This is a genomic window from Streptomyces sp. NBC_00457 (assembly GCF_036014015.1).
Lineage (GTDB): Bacteria > Actinomycetota > Actinomycetes > Streptomycetales > Streptomycetaceae > Streptomyces.
The window spans coordinates 8,059,957-8,077,952 of record NZ_CP107905.1; the positions used below are offsets into that span (position 1 = coordinate 8,059,957).

General features: G+C 70.1%; 18 protein-coding genes. 8 read left to right on the forward strand and 10 right to left on the reverse strand.

The window, feature by feature from the left end; translation table 11 throughout:
- Positions 1 to 46: 46 nt before the first annotated feature.
- Entirely contained in the window at positions 47 to 1,462 is a 1,416-nt protein-coding gene (pdxR, locus tag OG828_RS36790; RefSeq protein ID WP_328503600.1) for a MocR-like pyridoxine biosynthesis transcription factor PdxR, read from the reverse strand.
- Positions 1,463 to 1,509: 47 nt separating this feature from the next.
- Here pdxR and OG828_RS36795 point away from each other — a divergent pair, with 47 nt between their 5' ends.
- Positions 1,510 to 1,995, forward strand: coding sequence for a carboxymuconolactone decarboxylase family protein (locus OG828_RS36795; RefSeq protein WP_328503601.1), 486 nt, complete (start codon positions 1,510 to 1,512; stop codon positions 1,993 to 1,995).
- A gap of 63 nt (positions 1,996 to 2,058) precedes the next feature.
- Here the strand turns inward: OG828_RS36795 and OG828_RS36800 are convergent, their stop codons facing one another.
- The 3 genes from OG828_RS36800 to OG828_RS36810 form a co-directional block, all read right to left on the reverse strand.
- A complete protein-coding gene (locus OG828_RS36800) occupies positions 2,059 to 3,546 on the reverse strand; it encodes a glutamate synthase subunit beta (RefSeq protein WP_328503602.1) in 1,488 nt (495 codons plus the stop codon).
- A 144-nt stretch (positions 3,547 to 3,690) separates the two neighbouring features.
- Entirely contained in the window at positions 3,691 to 4,173 is a 483-nt protein-coding gene (locus OG828_RS36805) for an anthrone oxygenase family protein (RefSeq protein ID WP_328503603.1), read from the reverse strand.
- Between the two features lie 153 nt (positions 4,174 to 4,326).
- The gene (locus tag OG828_RS36810) at positions 4,327 to 5,016 is read right to left on the reverse strand and encodes a DUF2293 domain-containing protein (RefSeq protein ID WP_328503604.1); all 690 of its coding nucleotides are present in this window, start codon (positions 5,014 to 5,016) and stop codon (positions 4,327 to 4,329) included.
- Between the two features lie 89 nt (positions 5,017 to 5,105).
- On the opposite strand from OG828_RS36810, the gene OG828_RS36815 reads away from it, so the two are divergent.
- Together OG828_RS36815 and OG828_RS36820 are read left to right on the forward strand one after the other, a co-directional pair.
- Positions 5,106 to 5,738 carry a uridine kinase gene (locus OG828_RS36815; protein ID WP_328366628.1) on the forward strand — a complete coding sequence of 211 codons (633 nt, stop codon included), beginning with the start codon at positions 5,106 to 5,108 and terminating at the stop codon, positions 5,736 to 5,738.
- A gap of 198 nt (positions 5,739 to 5,936) precedes the next feature.
- Positions 5,937 to 6,368, forward strand: a complete 432-nt coding sequence (locus OG828_RS36820; RefSeq protein WP_210575877.1) for a CBS domain-containing protein — start codon at positions 5,937 to 5,939, stop codon at positions 6,366 to 6,368.
- A 30-nt stretch (positions 6,369 to 6,398) separates the two neighbouring features.
- Here the strand turns inward: OG828_RS36820 and OG828_RS36825 are convergent, their stop codons facing one another.
- Positions 6,399 to 7,526 carry a magnesium and cobalt transport protein CorA gene (locus OG828_RS36825; protein ID WP_328503605.1) on the reverse strand — a complete coding sequence of 376 codons (1,128 nt, stop codon included), beginning with the start codon at positions 7,524 to 7,526 and terminating at the stop codon, positions 6,399 to 6,401.
- Positions 7,527 to 7,769: 243 nt separating this feature from the next.
- Here OG828_RS36825 and OG828_RS36830 point away from each other — a divergent pair, with 243 nt between their 5' ends.
- A complete protein-coding gene (locus OG828_RS36830; protein ID WP_328503606.1) occupies positions 7,770 to 8,564 on the forward strand; it encodes a methyltransferase domain-containing protein in 795 nt (264 codons plus the stop codon).
- Between the two features lie 95 nt (positions 8,565 to 8,659).
- Here OG828_RS36830 and OG828_RS36835 read toward each other — a convergent pair whose 3' ends face one another.
- Both OG828_RS36835 and OG828_RS36840 read right to left on the reverse strand, forming a co-directional pair.
- Positions 8,660 to 9,610, reverse strand: a complete 951-nt coding sequence (locus tag OG828_RS36835; RefSeq protein WP_328503607.1) for a carbohydrate kinase family protein — start codon at positions 9,608 to 9,610, stop codon at positions 8,660 to 8,662.
- Positions 9,607 to 10,515 (reverse strand): pseudouridine-5'-phosphate glycosidase, encoded by a 909-nt coding sequence (locus tag OG828_RS36840; protein ID WP_328503608.1) that lies wholly within the window; start codon positions 10,513 to 10,515, stop codon positions 9,607 to 9,609. The genes OG828_RS36835 and OG828_RS36840 overlap by 4 nt, the downstream gene beginning before the upstream one ends.
- Positions 10,516 to 10,614: 99 nt before the next feature.
- Between OG828_RS36840 and OG828_RS36845 the strand changes: the two genes are divergently transcribed.
- Positions 10,615 to 11,043 (forward strand): VOC family protein, encoded by a 429-nt coding sequence (locus tag OG828_RS36845; protein WP_328503609.1) that lies wholly within the window; start codon positions 10,615 to 10,617, stop codon positions 11,041 to 11,043.
- Positions 11,044 to 11,121: 78 nt separating this feature from the next.
- Here OG828_RS36845 and fdhA read toward each other — a convergent pair whose 3' ends face one another.
- The 3 genes from fdhA to OG828_RS36860 all read right to left on the reverse strand — a co-directional run bounded on the left by fdhA (position 11,122) and on the right by OG828_RS36860 (position 13,942).
- Positions 11,122 to 12,348, reverse strand: coding sequence for a formaldehyde dehydrogenase, glutathione-independent (gene fdhA / locus OG828_RS36850; RefSeq protein WP_328441196.1), 1,227 nt, complete (start codon positions 12,346 to 12,348; stop codon positions 11,122 to 11,124).
- Between the two features lie 111 nt (positions 12,349 to 12,459).
- Entirely contained in the window at positions 12,460 to 13,014 is a 555-nt protein-coding gene (locus OG828_RS36855; RefSeq protein ID WP_328366652.1) for a methylated-DNA--[protein]-cysteine S-methyltransferase, read from the reverse strand.
- Between the two features lie 49 nt (positions 13,015 to 13,063).
- Positions 13,064 to 13,942 carry a glycerophosphodiester phosphodiesterase gene (locus tag OG828_RS36860; protein ID WP_328503610.1) on the reverse strand — a complete coding sequence of 293 codons (879 nt, stop codon included), beginning with the start codon at positions 13,940 to 13,942 and terminating at the stop codon, positions 13,064 to 13,066.
- Between the two features lie 283 nt (positions 13,943 to 14,225).
- On the opposite strand from OG828_RS36860, the gene OG828_RS36865 reads away from it, so the two are divergent.
- The 3 genes from OG828_RS36865 to OG828_RS36875 all read left to right on the forward strand — a co-directional run bounded on the left by OG828_RS36865 (position 14,226) and on the right by OG828_RS36875 (position 17,989).
- Positions 14,226 to 15,092, forward strand: coding sequence for an MHYT domain-containing protein (locus OG828_RS36865; RefSeq protein WP_328366658.1), 867 nt, complete (start codon positions 14,226 to 14,228; stop codon positions 15,090 to 15,092).
- A gap of 40 nt (positions 15,093 to 15,132) precedes the next feature.
- Positions 15,133 to 17,271 (forward strand): excinuclease ABC subunit UvrB, encoded by a 2,139-nt coding sequence (uvrB, locus tag OG828_RS36870; RefSeq protein ID WP_210575859.1) that lies wholly within the window; start codon positions 15,133 to 15,135, stop codon positions 17,269 to 17,271.
- 139 nt (positions 17,272 to 17,410) lie between these two features.
- The gene (locus OG828_RS36875; protein ID WP_210575856.1) at positions 17,411 to 17,989 is read left to right on the forward strand and encodes a TerD family protein; all 579 of its coding nucleotides are present in this window, start codon (positions 17,411 to 17,413) and stop codon (positions 17,987 to 17,989) included.
- Positions 17,990 to 17,996 lie beyond the last annotated feature (7 nt).

Consider the following 17,996-nt stretch of genomic DNA (forward strand, 5'->3'; position numbering starts at 1 on the left):
ATTCGATGACGGGATTCCGCGACCGGCTCAGCCAGGCGACGGGAGTTCAGTCCGCTGATGGCAATACGCCGCACAGCGCGTCCAGCGCCGCCCCGTACGCGTGCTCCGAGGGCGTCGCGTAGCCCACGACGAGTCCGTCGGCGGCCGGCATGTCCGTCTCCGGGTGCCGGAACTCGGCGAGTCCGTCCAGCGCGACGCCTTGCCAGGTGGCGGCCTTGACGGCGGACCGCTCGGTGCCGGGCGGCAGTCTGAGCACGGCGTGCAGTCCGGCCGCCACACCCGTGACCTCGATGTGCGGCACGTGCTCGGCCAGCGCCGCGACGAGCCGGTCACGGCGGCTCCGGTACCGCTGCCGCATACGCCGCACATGACGGTCGTACGACCCGGAGACGATGAAGTCGGCCAGGCTCAGCTGGTCGAGAACGCTCGCCCACCCCTCCCGCTCGCCCTTGGCCTCGAGCACGGCGCCCATGTACCGCTCCGGAAGCACCATCCAGCCCAGCCGCAGCGCGGGCGACAGGCTCTTGCTCACCGAGCCGATGTGGATCACCCGCTCGGGGTCGAGGCCCTGGACGGCGCCGACGGGCTTGCGGTCGTAGCGGAACTCCCCGTCGTAGTCGTCCTCCAGAACCACCCCGCCACGCGCGCGTGCCCAGTCGACGGCGGCGGCCCGTCGCTCGGCGTGCAGCGGTCCGCCGGTGGGGAACTGATGCGCGGGCGTCAGCAGGACCGCACGCTCGCGCGCCAGCAGGTCGACGCGGGCGCCGTCGTCGTCCAGGGGGAGCGGCACGGTCCGGGCCCCCGCCGTCTGGAGCAGTTCCCGGTGGAAGGCCAGTCCGTACGCCTCCACCGCCACCGGTCCGCGCAGCACGCCGCCCCCGAAGAGCAGCCGGAGGGCGTGCGCGAAACCGGAGCAGACGACGATCCGGCCCGGCTCGGTGCGTACGCCACGCGCGCGTGCCAGATATTCGGTGAGCGCCTCCCGCAGCTCGCGCCGCCCGGCCGGATCACCGGGCCCGAACACCTCGTTCGGCGCCTGCTGGAGGGCTCGCCGATAGGAGGCCAGCCAGGCCGCGCGCGGGAACGCCGACGCGTCCGGGGCGCCCTGTCTGAGGTCGTGCCGTGGTCCACGCGCGCGTGGAGGTGCCTTTATGGGCACCCGCTCGGCGTGTCGCAGGGGCTCGGCCCGGGCGGCGACCCGCGTGCCCGAGCCCTGACGGGCGGTGAGCCAGCCCTCCGCGACGAGTTCCGCGTACGCGTCGGCCACCGTGTTCCGGGCCACGCCGAGATCGGCGGCGAGCGAACGGTACGGCGGCAGCCGGGTGCCCGGAGCGAGCCGTCCACCGCGCACGGCATCGCGCAGCGCCCGGATCAGCGCGGCCCGCCGCCCGCCCGGTCCCGACAGCTCCAGATGCAGGTCGGCGCCGATGCGCTCCGCGGAATTGACCCACGATTCCGTCATGGAAATGCACCCTACAGCCGGTCTTTCGGCTCCATAGATTGATGCGCATGACGACGAACACGACGACGGACACGACGCACACGACGACAACCCGCATCAACTTCGCGAAGACCGCCCCGAAGGTGTTCCGCGCCCTCATCGGCTTCGACGCCGCCGCCCGCGAGGGCCTCGACCCGGCCCTCGTCGAGCTCATCCAGATCCGGGCCTCCCACCTCAACCACTGCGCGTACTGCCTCCACATGCACACCAACGACGCCCGCAAGGCCGGCGAGAGCGAGGACCGGCTGCACATGGTCCCGGTCTGGCGCGAGGCCCGGCACTTCTTCACCCCACAGGAACAAGCCGCCCTCGCCCTGACCGAAGCGGTCACCCTGATCGCCGACGGAGGCGTCCCGGACGACGTCTACGCGGAGGCAGCCGCCCACTTCGACGACGAGGAACTCGCCCACGTGCTCGCCCTGATCTTCACGATCAACACGTGGAACCGGGTGGCCCTGTCGACGGGGAAGGTGGCGGGCACGGACGAACGCTGAACCGCACCCATGGCACCCATGGCACATGGCACCCCTGGCACCCGTGGCCCTTGTGCCCAGCGCCTACACAGCCATCGGTCGGTCATACGGCCCGATCGGCGCCGGCAGCCGCGAACTCCCCGTCAGATGACGGTCGACGGCCGCCGCCACCGCCCGCCCCTCCGCGATCGCCCACACGATCAGCGACTGCCCCCGCGCGGCGTCCCCGGCGACGAACACGCCGGGGACGTTCGTGGCGAAGCCGGCATCCCGCGCGACCGTGCCCCGGGCCTCCATCGTCAGCCCCAACTGGTCGACGAGCCCGTCCCCCCGGTCGGGCCCGGAGAACCCGAGGGCCAGCAGCACAAGGTCGGCGGGCAGCCTCCGCCCGGTGCCCGGCACCGGCCGCCGCCCCGCGTCCACCTCGACCAGATGCAGTGACCGCACATGCCCACTCTCGTCGCCGGTGAAGCGGAGCGTGGACGCCGCGAACAACCGTGCGTCCGCATCCGCCGCCGGCGCCGTCCGCAGCTCACCGGCCTCCTCGTGCGCGGCCGACAGCCGGTAGATCTTCGGATACGTGGGCCAGGGCTCGGCATCGTCGTCCCGTTCCGCGCCCGGCTGGGTGTAGATGTCCAACTGCGTGACGGACGCGGCGCCTTCACGCACCGCCGTGCCCAGACAGTCCGCTCCGGTGTCCCCGCCACCGACGATGACGACATGCTTCCCGGCCGCCGACATCGGCGAGGACTCCAGATCGCCCTCGCACACCCGGTTGGCCAACGGCAGATACTCCATGGCCTGCTGTATTCCGGCCAACTCCCGTCCCGGTACGGGAAGTTCACGCCACGCGGTCGCTCCCGTGGCGATCACGACGGCGTCGTACCGCGCCCGCAGCTCCGCGGCGCCGACGTCCCGCCCCACCGCCGTCGACGTACGGAACTTCGTGCCCTCGGCCCGCATCTGCTCCAGCCGCCGCTCCAGATGCCGTTTCTCCATCTTGAACTCGGGGATGCCGTACCGCATCAGCCCGCCCAGCCGGTCGTCCTTCTCGTACACGACGACCGTATGGCCCGCCCGCGTCAACTGCTGTGCGGCGGCGAGCCCGGTGGGCCCCGACCCGATCACCGCGACCGTCCGCCCAGAGAGCCGGTCCGGCGGCTGCGGCGGCGCGAACCCCTCCTCCCAGGCCCGGTCGGCGATGGCGCACTCGACGTTCTTGATCGTGACCGCGGGCTGGTTGATGGCCAGCACACAGCCCGCCTCGCAGGGCGCCGGGCACAACCGGCCGGTGAACTCGGGGAAGTTGTTGGTGGCGTGCAGCCGGTCGGCGGCCGCCCGCCAGTCCTCCCGGGAGACGAGGTCGTTCCACTCCGGGATCAGATTGCCCAGCGGACACGCCTCGTGGCAGAACGGGATCCCGCAGTCCATACAGCGGTCAGCCTGCTTGCTGATGATGGGCAGCAACGCCCCGGGGACATACACCTCGTCCCAGTCCCGGACCCGCTCCTCGACGGGCCGGCGGGGCCATTCCTCGCGAGGCGTGGTCAGGAAACCCTTCGGATCGGCCATGGCCGTCTTCCTCAGATACGCGTGTGACAGGCCGTGCGTCATCGGGCGGCACTCTTTCGGCCACGATACGTCCCTCCGGCCACGCCCGCAGAGGGCCGGACAGCGCTTTCTCCTGAGTTTTCCCGCGCTGAGGCACGGGCTCCCTCAAGCGATGGCCAGCACATACGCCACCGCCGCGCCGGCCGACGCGACCATGCGGACGTGATTCCAGGCCGTCCACTCGCGCACATACGTCGGCCAGTACGCCGCCGCCTCCGGAGTGCCGGCGTCCAGCTTCATCAACGCCTCGTTGCGCGGCACGTTCGCGAACATCGTCAGCCCGAACGATCCGAACAGATACAGCGCACTGCCGACCAGCAACTCCACGGTGCCCTCGTCCGGCCACAGCACGAACGTCACCACCGCGATCACCGCGCACAGCACAGCGGAGCCGACGAACACCAGCATGAAGGCCGGGCGCAGCGCGGTCACGTTGATCGCCTTCATCGCGGCGATTCCCTGCGCGGGCGGCAGCGCGGCCAGCCCCTGCATCACAAAGGTCGAGAACGCGCAGAAGACCCCGGCCACCAGCCCGGTGCCCACCACACCCAGCACCGTGAGCACGAAGTACGGCCCGTCGATCGTCATCTCAACACCCACTCCCACGTCGGCCGAGACCTGCCCGGCACCTTCCGTCACCACAAGTGAAATCCCGTACGAGATCAGTGACCATGGCCCATGCGCGCGACGACATACGCGAGAGTCCAGAGCCAGGCACTCACTCGGAGCAGTCGGCCGACCTCAGACCACCCCCACCGCTCGCCAGGCCCCCAGCCGCGCCTCCACATCCGCCGCGATCCGCCGCCGCGCCTCATGCCGCGGAACCCCGCTCATCAGCAGTTGGTCGTACGGCGTGTCCACATGCCGCACCGACGCCACGACCGCCGACGTCACCGCCCCCTCGGACAGCGCCCGCCCCGCCGCGCTCCGCCCCACGCGCCCACTGCCCCGCACGGACGCATGCGCCGCGATCTCCCATGCCCGCTCCCGCGGGCAGCCGGGAAACAGCCGCCGTATCTCGCCCGCGAACGCCTCTGTGAACCGCAGATCCTGCGCCGCCCGCCGCGCGGCGTCCCGCACCCGGCGCCGCCGCCGTGCCTCCGCGTCCACCAGACACCGCTGCTCCGCTCGCGCGAGCGCCGCCTCCTCGACCAGTACGCCCTGCCGCTCATACCGACTCTGGCGCCGGTTGAACCGCACGACCACCGCCGACAGCCCACTCTCCTCCCGCGACCTGCGCGTCAACGCCGTGTCGCCCCTCGGCAGAAAGACCAGATGCCCGAGGTCGGCGCAGTCGAGACACCGCGGCGCGCCCTCCTCCATGACGAGCATCGGCAGCGGCCCGCGATGGCATGCGGAGCAGTTCCGTCTCTTGATCGGCTGGAAGACCAGAAGTCCGGCGCGGTGCACGGACGTTGCGAGGGGTGCCATACGCGCTTCCTTCCCGCCGGTGACCCGCGATCCACGCCGGTTTCCCGCCCCCCGTCACCGCCGACCGGGGACGGGCGCATCATGGGCGTGTGCGACTCGAAGCGATCACCTGGGAGCGGCTCGGCGATCTCCTGGCCGAGCGGCTGCTCGATCTGAAGACGGCCGACGGCAGCCCGTGGCCCCGCATCGCCTTCGACGGCGCCCCGGCCGCCCGCCCGGGAGACCTGGCCGAACGCGTCTGTGAAGCACTGCGCATACGCGGCCGCCCCTCACTCGTCGTGGGCATGGAGGGCTTTCTGCGCCCTGCCTCCGTGCGTCTGGAATATGGCCACCGGGACGTCGAGGCCTACTACAACGGCTGGTTCGACACCGGCGCCGTATGGCGCGAGGTCTTCGGCCCCCTCGAACCCTCCGGCGACGGCCGCGTCCTGCCCGACCTGTGGGACCCGGCCACCGACCGCGCCACCCGCAGTCCCTATGTCCAACTCCCGCCCGGCGGCGTCCTGTTGCTCCACGGTCCCCTCCTGCTGCGCCACTGGTTCCCCTTCGACCTGTCCGTCCACGTCCGCCTCACGTCCGGCGCCCTCCGCCGCCGCACTCCCGAAGCCGAGCAGTGGACCCTCCCCGCCTTCGAGCGCTACGACGACGAGACCGACCCCGCCGCCACGGCCGACGTCCTGGTCCGCGCCGACGACCCCCGGCATCCGGCCTGGAGCGGCTGACCGGGCACACATCTCGCGTGTATGCGCGAAGCCCTCGGTTTTATGGGCGAAGCGCTTGGTCCGACGCCTGCCGCCCGCGCTCGAACGTCATCCCGACGTTCCGGGTGCATCCGCCCGGCCGCACGGCGAGAATGAGGGCGCCGGGACTAGCGGTGCGTTCCGCGCCGCGCCGGCCGTCCGGCATCGGGAGGTACGCCCATGACCACCGCCGGAGACATCATGCACCGTGGCGCCCAGTGGATCCCCGCCCACGAGACCCTCGACCGCGCCGCCCAGCTGATGCGCGAGCTCAACGTCGGAGCCCTGCCCATCGGCGACTCGAACGACCGGCTCTGCGGCATCCTCACCGACCGCGACATCGTCGTCGGCTGCGTGGCCATGGGCCGCGACCCGGCCAAGGTCACCGCCGGTGAGATGGCCCAGGGCACCCCGCGCTGGATCGCGGCGAACGCCGATGTCAGCGACGTACTCCACGAGATGCAGGAGCACCAGATCCGCCGGCTCCCCGTCATCGAGAACAAGCGCCTGGTCGGCATGATCAGCGAGGCCGATCTGGCCCAGCATCTGACGGAGGACCAGATCGCCACCTGGGCCGAGTCCGTCTACGCGAGGACGACCCCCACACGCTGACCCGCTCGATCACCTCGGGCAGGACGCCGCTCAGAGCCAGCCGCTGCGCCGGAAGCCGCGGTACAGCGTCAGACAGGCGACGGATATCACGGCCATGACCAAGGGATAGCCGAACTGCCAGTGCAGCTCCGGCATGTGCTCGAAGTTCATGCCGTACACCCCGCAGACCATGGTCGGTACGGCGATGATCGCGGCCCATGCCGTGATCTTCCGCATGTCCTCGTTCTGCGCGACCGTGACCTGCGCCAGATGCGCCTGCAGGATCGAGTTGAGCAGCTCGTCGAAGGCGGCTATCTGCTCCTTGGCGCGCAGCAAGTGGTCGGAGACGTCGCGGAAATACGCCTGTATCTCCGGATCGACCACCCGTATCGGCCGGGTGGCGAGATCCTCGAGCGGGCGGCCGAGCGGCACCACGGCCCGCTTCAGTTCGAGGAGTTCGCGCTTGAGCTGGTAGATACGCCCCGGGTCGACCCGCGCGCCGTTCTCCGCGAACACCGCCGTCTCGACCTCGTCGATGTCCCCCTGCACCGAGTCGGTGACGCTCAGATAGTCGTCGACCACATGGTCCGCGATCGCGTGCAGCACCGCCGCGGGACCCTGCGCGAGTTGCTGAGGGTCGGACTCCAGCTCCTCACGGAGCGGGCCCAGCGAGCCGTGCCGTCCGTGCCGTACGGTGATCACGAAATCCCGGCCGACGAACACCATGATCTCGCCGGTGTTCACCACCTCGCTCGTCGCCGTGAGTTCCTCGTGCTCGACGTAGCAGACCGTCTTGAACACCGCGAACAGTGTCTCGTCGTAGCGCTCGAGCTTCGGGCGCTGGTGGGCCTCGATCGCGTCCTCGACCGCCAGCGGATGCAGGTCGAAGAGCTCGGCGATACCCGCGAACTCCTGGTCCGTCGGCTCGTGGAGGCCGAGCCACACGAAACCGTCGCCGTGCTTGCGCACCCGCTGCACCGCGTCGACCAGATCGCCGCCGGCGAGATCCCGGGTGCCGTCCCGGTAGGTCACGCAGTTCACCACCGAGGAACCCAGCGGGGACCGGGCGGGATGGCTCAGGTCGACGCGCGGGCGCCGCCGGGCCAGCCGCGCCACTCTGCGCAGGCCACCGACCTTGCCGAGGCCCGTCACCCTCCGCAGATTCCCTGCCATCGCCATCTGGATCTCCTCGCGTGGATCTCCGCGCCGCATTTCTGCGCCCTGGCGTGCCAGTTTGCCAGCTCCGCCGGACTGTTGGGCGGGCCTGTGGGAACAGCCAATTCCGCTTTGTTCCCGGCTGTGGACAACGTTTGGCGCCGCCTGCGACGTGGCGGCGAAGAGTGGGCAGGGGCGTCTCCGACCGGATCGTCCTACCGGAGCGTCGGCGAACCGGGCAAGTAGAGCGAATGGGATGATCACGGCATGACGCGAAGCGATGGATACCTTCTCGACAACCGGCAGAGCGAGGCGGCCGAGCGCTTCGCCGCCTTCGCCGCCCTCTTCGACCCCACGACGTTCCGGCACCTCGAAGCGTTCGGCATCGGACCCGGCTGGCGCTGCTGGGAGGTCGGTGCCGGTGGCACCTCCGTGGTGTCATGGCTGGCCAAGAAGGTCGGTCCGACGGGAAAGGTCGTCGCGACCGACATCGACATCTCGCGCCTCGCCCCGGCCGCCCGGCCTCCCGTCGAGATCCGGGTCCATGACGTGGGTGCCCACGAGCCGCCGGGGGAGGGGTTCGACCTGGTGCACGCCCGGCTCGTCCTCGTCCATGTGCCGGACCGGGAACGGGCGTTGCGCTCCATGGTCAAGGCCCTGCGTCCCGGCGGACGGCTCCTGATCGAGGACGCCGACCCTGCCCTGCAGCCGTTGACCTGCCCCGACGAGTACGGCCCCGACCAGCAGCTGGCGAACCGGCTGCGCACCGGCTTCCGCCAACTGCTCGCTGACCGGGGCGCCGACCTTGCGTACGGCCGCACGCTGCCGCGCCTGCTGCGTGAGGCCGGACTGCGCGGTGTGGAGGCCGACGCGTACTTCCCGGTCGCCTCACCCGCCTGTGCCGCCCTGGAATCCGCGACGATCCGTCAGATCCGCGACCAGCTCGTCACCGCGGGCCTCGCCACGGACGCCGATATCGACCGCCACCTGACGAACGTCGCCTCCGGCACCATGGATCTGGCCACGGCCCCGATGATCTCGGCGTGGGGGCGCAGGCCGTAGATCCGACAGCGGGATGTCGGCCGGCGCGGGAGGCACCGCGTGCGAGGCAGTCCCGTCGTCAGTTGTGCACCGGTGCTCTGGTCCTTGTCCCGTCGTCAGTCATGCACCCGTGGTCTGTCACTCGCCCCGTCGGCATTGCGTCCCGGCGGTCTGCCACCCACCCGTTCGACCGCCAGCGCACCCGCCCGGCATCCTTCCGCCGCCGCGTCCTCGGGCCCGGCGCCCGTCAGCAGCGTCGCGAGGAAAGCGCCCGTGAAGGCGTCGCCCGCTCCCGTCGTGTCCGTCGGTGTCGCCGGGGTTGCGGGGACATGGGCGGACACGGTGCCGGACCGGGCCACGAGCGCGCCCCGCTCGCCCTGCTTGGCAATCACCAGTGGGACATGGCGACTCAGCTTGGCCGCCGCGTCGGCCGCATCGGGCAGGCCGGTCAGCAGACATGCCTCGTCACGGCTGGGCAGCAGGACGTCCACACCCTCGACCAGCGCCAGGAAGCGGTCGACGCCCAGCTGCGCGAGAAAACCGGCGGACGCCGGATCCATGCTGACCGGCACGCCACGCGCGCGTGCCGACTCCAGGGCCACGGCCACCAGCGCCCGGCTCGGTTCGGAGAACAGCAGGTAGCCCGACAGATGCAGCCATGCGACCCCGTCCAGCAGCGCCGCCGACCAGTCGCCGGGTTCGAGCCGCAACGACGCCCCACTGTCGGTGAGGAACATCCGCTGGGCCGCGGCCTCCGTGTCGACCAGGCAGATCACCGTTCCGGTAGGGGCCTGCGGGTCCACCACGAGGTGGGGCCGTACTCCGCTGTCGACCAGCTCCTGGTCGTGCCACGCGCTCGCGTCCGCGCCCACCCGGCCGAGCAGCCGCACCTCGGGACAGCCCCAATGAGCCGCCCAGCAGGCCACATTGGCGCCCGCGCCGCCCGGTACCGTGCGGATCGTCGCGGCCGTGTCGGTCCCTGAGGCGAGCGGCCCCCGGTGCCGGGCGACCACGTCCGTGACGACGTCCCCGACGACGAACAGCGCGCCCTGCGGTCCCGCGGTCACGCCCCGGCCCAGGCCGCCGCGATCTGCGCCGCCAACCGCACGTTGCCGCGCACCGCCGCCAGATTGGCGCTCAGCGAGGCACCCTCGGTGTGTCGTACCAGGTAGTCGAGCAGGAACGGTGTGACCGCCTGTCCGCTGACGCCTTCTTCCTCGCACGCGTGCAGCGCGTCGGCCAGCACGCGCGCGTGCACCTCGGGATCCAGCTGCTCGTCCTCGGGCACCGGATTGGCGACGATCAGCGCCGACTCGGGGCCGTCGAGCGCGTCCTGCGCCCGCATGACGTCCGCCGCCTGCTCCGGCGTCCGCAGCGTCCAGTCCACCGGATGCCCCGAGTCGGACAGATAGAAGCCGGGAAAGCGGTCCGTGCCGTACCCCGCCACGGCGACGCCCAGCGTCTCCAGCCGCTGCAGCGTGGCCGGCACGTCCAGGATCGACTTCACGCCCGCGCACACCACCGTGATCCGGGTACGGGCCAGCAACCCCAGGTCCGCCGACTCGTCCTGCGTCACCGTCCACTCCCGGTGCACCCCGCCCAGACCGCCCGTCGCGAACACCCGGACGCCGGCCGAAGCCGCCAGCAGGGCCGTCGCCGACACCGTGGTCGCCCCGCTCGCACCCGACGCCACGGCGAGCGGCAGGTCACGATGGCCCAGCTTGCGGATCCCGTCCTCGTTGGCGATCCGCTCCAGCTGCTCCTTGTCCAGGCCGACATGGGGCCGCCCGTCCAGTACGGCGATCGTCGCCGGTACAGCACCCTGTTGCCGTACGACGGCCTCCAGCTCCAGCGCCACCTGCAGATTGCGCGGGCGCGGCAGCCCGTGCGCGATGATCGTGGACTCCAGGGCCACCACCGGTCGACGCGCGTCGACCGCCTCCCGCACTTCCTCGGACACCATCAGCACCACGCGCCTGCCTCCTGTCGTTCGGTCTTCCCTCATCTCTGGCGGGCGGCACGCCACGTCAAACCCTTGCGGCCTGTGGGGGAGAGCACCAGCCTGGGGTGCATGACGGACCACACCACACGTCTTGACCACGTCGTTCTCTGGGTGAACGACCCGATCGGTTCGGCCGAGTTCTACGAGAAGACCCTCGGCATGGAGCCCCTGAGGCTCACCGATTTCGCAGCGGGCCAGGTCCCCTTCCCCTCCGTACGCCTCAACGAGGAGACCATTCTCGACCTGATGCCGCAGACCATGGCGGAACGCATGAAGATGCTCCCCGGCGCCGCGGACAGCGCCGGACACCCGGTCAACCACGTCTGCGTCGCCCTGGCCGCCGACGACTTCGACGCCCTCCGTGGCCGCCTGGAGGAACGCGCCGTTCCGGTGTCGGACATCTCGTACGACTCCTTCGGCGCCCGCGGTCTGGCAAAGCGCAGCTTTTACTTCCGTGACCCGGACGGGAACGTCATCGAGGCCCGCCACTACGACTAGGGGCCCGCTGTTCGCGGCAAGGCCACGACGGGGGTGCTCACGCGCGCGTGAGCACCCCCTGCTTGTTCTGCCGGACGCTCAGACCGGCTGTACTCCCTTCAATGCCCCGTGCGGATCGAGCACGTACTTGCGGCTCGCGCCCTGGTCGAACTCGGCGTAGCCGCGTGGTGCGTCCTCAAGATCGATGACGGTCGCGTTGACCGCCTTGGCGATGTGCACACGCTCGTGCAGGATCGCCATCATCAGGCCCCGGTGGTACCGCATCACCGGGCACTGCCCGGTCGTGAACCGGTGGCTCTTGGCCCAGCCGAGGCCGAGCCGCACTTTCAGCGTCCCGGACTTCGCGTCCTCGTCGACCCCGCCCGGGTCGTCCGTGACATACAACCCCGGAATGCCCAGGGCACCGCCCGCGCGCGTGATGCCCATCAGTGAGTTGAGGACGGTCGCGGGCGCCTCCGGAGCATCCGGCCCATGGGCCCGGGCTTCAAAGCCGACCGCGTCGACCGCGACGTCCACCTCGGGTTCCCCGAGGATCTGCGCGATCTGTTCGCCCACGCTGCCGCGCGACACGTCGACGGTCTCGCAGCCGAAGCTCCGCGCCTGGGCGAGGCGCTCGGCGTTGAGGTCGCCCACGATGACCACCGCGGCCCCCAGCAGCTGCGCGGACGCGGCCGCCGCCAGACCGACCGGGCCCGCCCCGGCGACGTACACCGTCGAACCGACCCCGGCGCCCGCGCTCACGGCGCCGTGGAAGCCGGTCGGGAAGATGTCCGACAGCATGGTCAGGTCGAGCAGTTTCGCGCGTGCCTGGTCCCGGTCCGGGAACTTCAGCAGGTTGAAGTCCGCGTAGGGGACCATGGCGTACTCGGCCTGGCCGCCGACCCAGCCGCCCATGTCGACATAGCCGTAAGCCGCCCCCGGGCGGGCCGGGTTGACGTTCAGACAGATGCCGGTCTTGCGTTCCTTGCAGTTGCGGCACCGCCCGCAGGCGATGTTGAACGGTACGGAGACGATGTCGCCGACGTCGATGTTCTCGACGTCCGGACCCCGTTCGACGACCTCTCCGGTGATCTCGTGTCCGAGGACCAGCCCTTCGGGCGCGGTCGTCCGCCCGCGCACCATGTGCTGGTCGCTTCCGCAGATGTTGCTGGCGAGCACCTTGAGGATCACTCCGTGCCGGCACTTGCGGCCGACGTTGTCGGGTGCGACCCCCGGCCCGTCCTGGAGTTCAAGCGTCGGGTAGTCGATGGTTGTCACTTCCACCGCGCCCGGCTTGAGATATGCGACTGCCCTGTTTCCGCTCATGCGTGATCGCCGTCCCTTCGGCTCCGAGCCCTCGGATGCCAGTGGCTGTACGCATGGCGGAGTCTGCTACCGGCTCCGCCTCCCGGCCAGCCTCCGCGCGGGACCGAACCCTCAGAACAGCGGCTCGGGCAGTACCCCCTCCAGCGCCAGCAGCCGCCGCTTGGTCTCCAGGCCGCCCCCGAACCCCCCGATGCCGCCGTCGCTCTCCACGACCCGGTGGCAGGGCACGACGACCGGCAGAGGATTGGCGCCCATCGCCACTCCGACCGCCTGGGCGGCGCCGGGCTGACCGACCCGCCCCGCGAGATCGCCGTAGCCGACGACCGCGCCGTACGGCACGCCGGAGGCCAGCTCGCGCAGCACCTCCCGGTTGAACCCCGAGATCAGCGACCAGTCCAGCGGCAGCTCGAAGTCGCGCCGCTCACCCGCGAAATACGCCTTGAACTGCCGTATCGCCTCGGCCAGCAGCGGGGAGTCAGGTGCCTCGACGGGCTCGCTGCCCAGGCGGGACCCGAGCCGGTCGAGGGCCTTGTCGCGCACCGCCTCCGTGGCGTGGAACACGACATTGACCAGGCCGTCGCGGGTCCCGGCCAGCAGCAGCGGACCGATGTCGGTGCCGACGACGGTCCACACGACCTGCTGCTCGTACTGCCCATGGCTGTCCATGCGCTCCACCGTACGGTCCGCCACTGACAACGCCCCGGCCGCGCGGAACTCAGGACCTCTCGACCGCGTCCCGCACCAAGTCCGGCTTGTTGGTGATAATGCCGTCGACGCCGTACCCGGCGACACGGCGGGCGGTCCGCGCGTCGTCGACGGTCCAGGTGAAGACCTCCAGCGGCTTGCCGTGCGGACCGGTGAACCCGTGGACGGCGGAGACGTAGCCTGTCGAAACGGTGAGGTGGGACGGGTTGATCTGGTCGGTGAAGCGTGCGTACTCCTGAAGGGCCGCCACGGACGGCGTGCCGAGAAAACCGGTCTTGACGTCGGGCTTGACCTCGTGGACGGTCCGGATGCTGTCCGCGCTGAAACTCTGCACGATCAGCCGACCGGCGAGGTGCCGCTGGTCCAGCCAGCCCTCGTTGGCGAGGACCTTGAGGGTTTCCCGCTCGATGCCGGCATACAGCCCGGGGTTCTTGATCTCCAGAAGCAGCTTCTGGTCGTGGTGCTCCACGCGCCGTACGTACTGCTGCAGCGTCGGCACGCGCGCGCCCGCGTAGGCGGGGTCGAACCAGCTGCCCGCGTCGAGGCGGGCGATCTCCGCCGCGGTGAAGTCCTTCACCTTCCAGGGAGCCCGGCCCGGGAAGACGTCCTCGACGTCGGTCGTGCGCGCCAGGCTGTCGTCGTGCAGGACGACCAGCTCGCCGTCCTTGGTGCGCTGGACGTCGTTCTCGACCCAGTCGATGCCCAGCTCGGCCGCCTTGTCGATGGCGGCCAGAGTGTTCTCGGGCGCGTACGCGGAGGCCCCGCGGTGCGCGATGACCGTAGGGGGCTCGGCGGCGGGGTCGGCCTGCGCACCGGAGGTGGGGAGCAGGAGGGCGGCGGTGCCCAGGGCCACCGCGGTGCTCGCGGTGGCGACTGCGCGCGCGTGCATGCGTACTCCTCGCGTCGAGGCGATCACGGACAGATCGACTGTGACAGCGGAGGGTCAACGGCGGAGGGGTACAGAATGGCCACAGGTTGAATGAAGTCGCCCGACTCCGCTCACTGGTGCCGCACAAGTGCGGCAAGGGCGTGTTTCTTCGCCGGATAATCGTTCGACCGTTCCGGGTGGAGACATACTCTCCACCACAACCTTGACCGCTCGTCGGTGGTCCTGGGATGGGGGCTTGTTTCATGTAGGTCCGGGACGTAAGAGGGTGGAAAGGCAGCCGCGCATGCAGGGCACGGTCGACGGATTCAGCTACGGACTCGTCACACCGCTGGTGGCCTACCTGATGGCCTGCCTCGGCGGTGCGCTCGGTCTGCGCTGCACCACGCGGTCCATGCTGGTCTCCCAGTCCTGGAGACCGGGATGGCTGGCCCTGGGCTCGGCCGCGATCGGCTCCGGCATTTGGACCATGCACTTCGTCGCGATGATGGGCTTCACCGTCGTGGGCGCGCCGATCCGCTACGACATGCTGACGACCTTCGCCAGCCTGGGCGTCGCGATCGTCATGGTGGGCATCGGGATCTTCATAGTCGGCTACAAGGGCGCGCGGGGAACGGCTCTGTTCACCGGAGGCACCATCACCGGCCTGGGCATCGCCTCCATGCACTATCTGGGCATGGCCGGAATGCGCCTCAACGGAAACCTGGAGTACAACACCTTCACCGTGGCCGCGTCCGTCGTCATAGCCATGGTCGCGGCCACCGCCGCCCTGTGGGCGGCCGGACAGGTCAGAGGGTTCATGTGGAGCGTGGGGGCGAGCCTTGTCATGGGGCTCGCCGTCAGCGGCATGCACTACACGGGGATGGCCGCCCTCAAGGTCCACGTCCACACCGCGAGCGCCCCCACCTCGGGAGACTCGCCGGCCGGCATCCTCGCGCCCCTCATGGTCGGCCCGCTGGCCTTCCTCCTCCTCGCGGGCGTCGTGGTGATGTTCGACCCGCTCATGATCATGGGGAAGCCTGCCGGGGCCCCCGTCGAGAACAAGCCCGGCATCCCGGCCCACTCCACCCTTTCGCACACCACCCGGCGCCCGATGATCCGCACCCGCCGCAGAGTGGGCGGCCGGAGTTCCCGCGCCCCGCAGAACAGGTGATCAGGCCGCGTTGTCAGTGGGGGGTCGTACGGTGGATCCCATGCGGCCCGTTTCCAGCATCGAACGCACGGTGGCGCCCTTCGAGGTCGTCAGCCCCTACCAGCCCAGCGGCGACCAGCCGCAGGCCATCGCCGAGCTAGCCCGGCGCATCGAGGCCGGTGAGAAGGACGTGGTCCTCCTCGGCGCGACCGGCACCGGCAAGTCCGCCACCACCGCGTGGATGATCGAGAAGCTTCAGCGGCCCACCCTGGTGATGGCCCCGAACAAAACACTGGCCGCCCAGCTGGCCAACGAGTTCCGGGAACTGCTGCCGAACAACGCCGTCGAGTACTTCGTCTCGTACTACGACTACTACCAGCCCGAGGCCTACGTCCCGCAGTCGGACACCTACATCGAGAAGGACTCCTCCATCAACGAGGAGGTCGAGCGGCTGCGTCACTCCGCGACCAACTCGCTGCTCACCCGCCGTGACGTCGTCGTGGTCGCCTCCGTCTCCTGCATCTACGGCCTCGGTACTCCGCAGGAGTACGTGGACCGCATGGTCCCCCTCCGCGTCGGCGAGGAGCACGACCGCGACCAGCTCCTGCGCCGCTTCGTGGACATCCAGTACACGCGCAACGACATGGCCTTCACCCGCGGTACCTTCCGCGTCCGCGGCGACACCATCGAGATCTTCCCGGTCTACGAGGAGCTGGCCGTCCGCATCGAGATGTTCGGTGACGAGATCGAGGCCCTGTCCACGCTCCACCCGGTCACCGGCGAGATCATCAGCGACGACGACCAGCTGTACGTCTTCCCGGCCTCCCACTACGTCGCAGGGCCCGAGCGCCTGGAGCGGGCCGTCAACGACATCGAGAAGGAACTCGGGGAGCGCCTGGCGGAACTGGAGAAGCAGGGCAAGCTCCTGGAGGCCCAGCGGCTGCGGATGCGCACGACGTACGACCTCGAGATGCTCCGCCAGATCGGCTCCTGCTCCGGCGTGGAGAACTACTCGATGCACTTCGACGGCCGCGAGCCCGGCTCCCCGCCGAACACCCTGCTCGACTACTTCCCGGACGACTTCCTGCTCGTCATCGACGAGTCGCACGTCACCGTCCCGCAGATCGGCGCCATGTACGAGGGCGACGCCTCCCGCAAGCGCACCCTCGTCGACCACGGCTTCCGGCTGCCCTCCGCGCTGGACAACCGCCCCCTGAAGTGGGAGGAGTTCCAGGAGCGCATCGGCCAGGCCGTCTACCTGTCCGCGACTCCGGGCAAGTACGAGCTCTCGCGTGGGGACGGCTTCGTCGAGCAGATCATCCGCCCCACCGGCCTCGTCGACCCCGAGGTCGTCGTCAAACCCACCGAGGGCCAGATCGACGACCTGGTGCACGAGATCCGCAAGCGCACCGAGAAGGACGAGCGCGTCCTGGTCACCACCCTCACCAAGAAGATGGCCGAGGACCTCACGGACTACTTCCTCGAACTCGGCATCCAGGTGCGCTATCTGCACAGCGACGTCGACACCCTGCGCCGCGTCGAGCTGCTGCGCGAGCTGCGCTCGGGCGAGTACGACGTCCTCGTCGGCATCAACCTCCTGAGGGAGGGCCTCGACCTGCCCGAGGTGTCCCTGGTGGCCATCCTCGACGCCGACAAGGAGGGCTTCCTGCGCTCGGGGACGTCCCTGATCCAGACCATCGGCCGCGCGGCGCGCAATGTCTCCGGCCAGGTCCACATGTACGCCGACAAGATCACCCCGGCGATGGAGAAGGCCATCGAGGAGACCAACCGCCGACGGGAGAAGCAGGTCGCGTACAACAAGGAGAGGGGCCTCGACCCCCAGCCGCTCCGCAAGAAGATCAATGACATCGTCGCGCAGATCGCCCGCGAAGACATCGACACGGAACAGCTCCTCGGCTCGGGCTACCGCAAGATGACGGACGGCAAGGGGGCCAAGGCCCCCGTGCCCTCGCTCGGCGCCAAAACGGCCAAGGGCGGCAAGTCCGCCAAGGGCAAGGCCAAGGAGACGGTGCCGACCGACCGTCCGGCGGCCGAGCTCGCCGGGCAGATCGAGGAGATGACCGAGCGCATGCGTGCCGCCGCCGCCGACCTCCAGTTTGAGATCGCGGCCCGGCTGCGCGACGAGGTCTCCGAGATGAAGAAGGAACTGCGCCAGATGCGGGAGGCCGGGCTGTCCTGACCTCGCGTCGAACGCGCTGTGTTGCAAGACCGACACAAAGTGCGGACCGGGGTACGTCACTGTCAGTGGCTCTGCGTAGGGTTCACGTCATCCGCGGATTCCGCGGCAACAGGGGACAGCTCGAGAGGGGAATCAGCGCGTGACCGTCAACATGACCAAGGGTCAGGCCATCAGTCTGCAGAAGAACGACGGCGGCAGCCTGACTTCGGTGCGCATGGGTCTCGGCTGGCAGGCGGCTCCCCGGCGCGGCCTCTTCGGCTCGCGCACCCGGGAGATCGACCTCGACGCCTCCGCCGTGCTGTTCGCGGACAAGCAGCCGGTCGACGTCGTCTTCTTCCGCCACCTGGTGAGCGACGACGGCTCGGTGCGGCACACCGGTGACAACCTGGTCGGCGGTGTCGGCCAGGGCGGCGACGACGAGGCGATCCTCGTCGACCTCGCGCGTGTCCCGGTCCACATCGACCAGATCGTCTTCACCGTGAACTCCTTCACGGGCCAGACCTTCCAGGAAGTGCAGAACGCGTTCTGCCGCATCGTCGACGAGACCAACGGCGAGGAACTCGCCCGCTACACGCTCGCCGGCGGCGGTGCCTACACGGCCCAGATCATGGCGAAGGTGCACCGCAACGGCCCGGGCTGGACGATGACGGCCCTGGGTACCCAGGCCAACGGCCGCACCTTCCAGGACCTGATGCCGGCGATCCTGCCGCACCTGTAACGCGCCC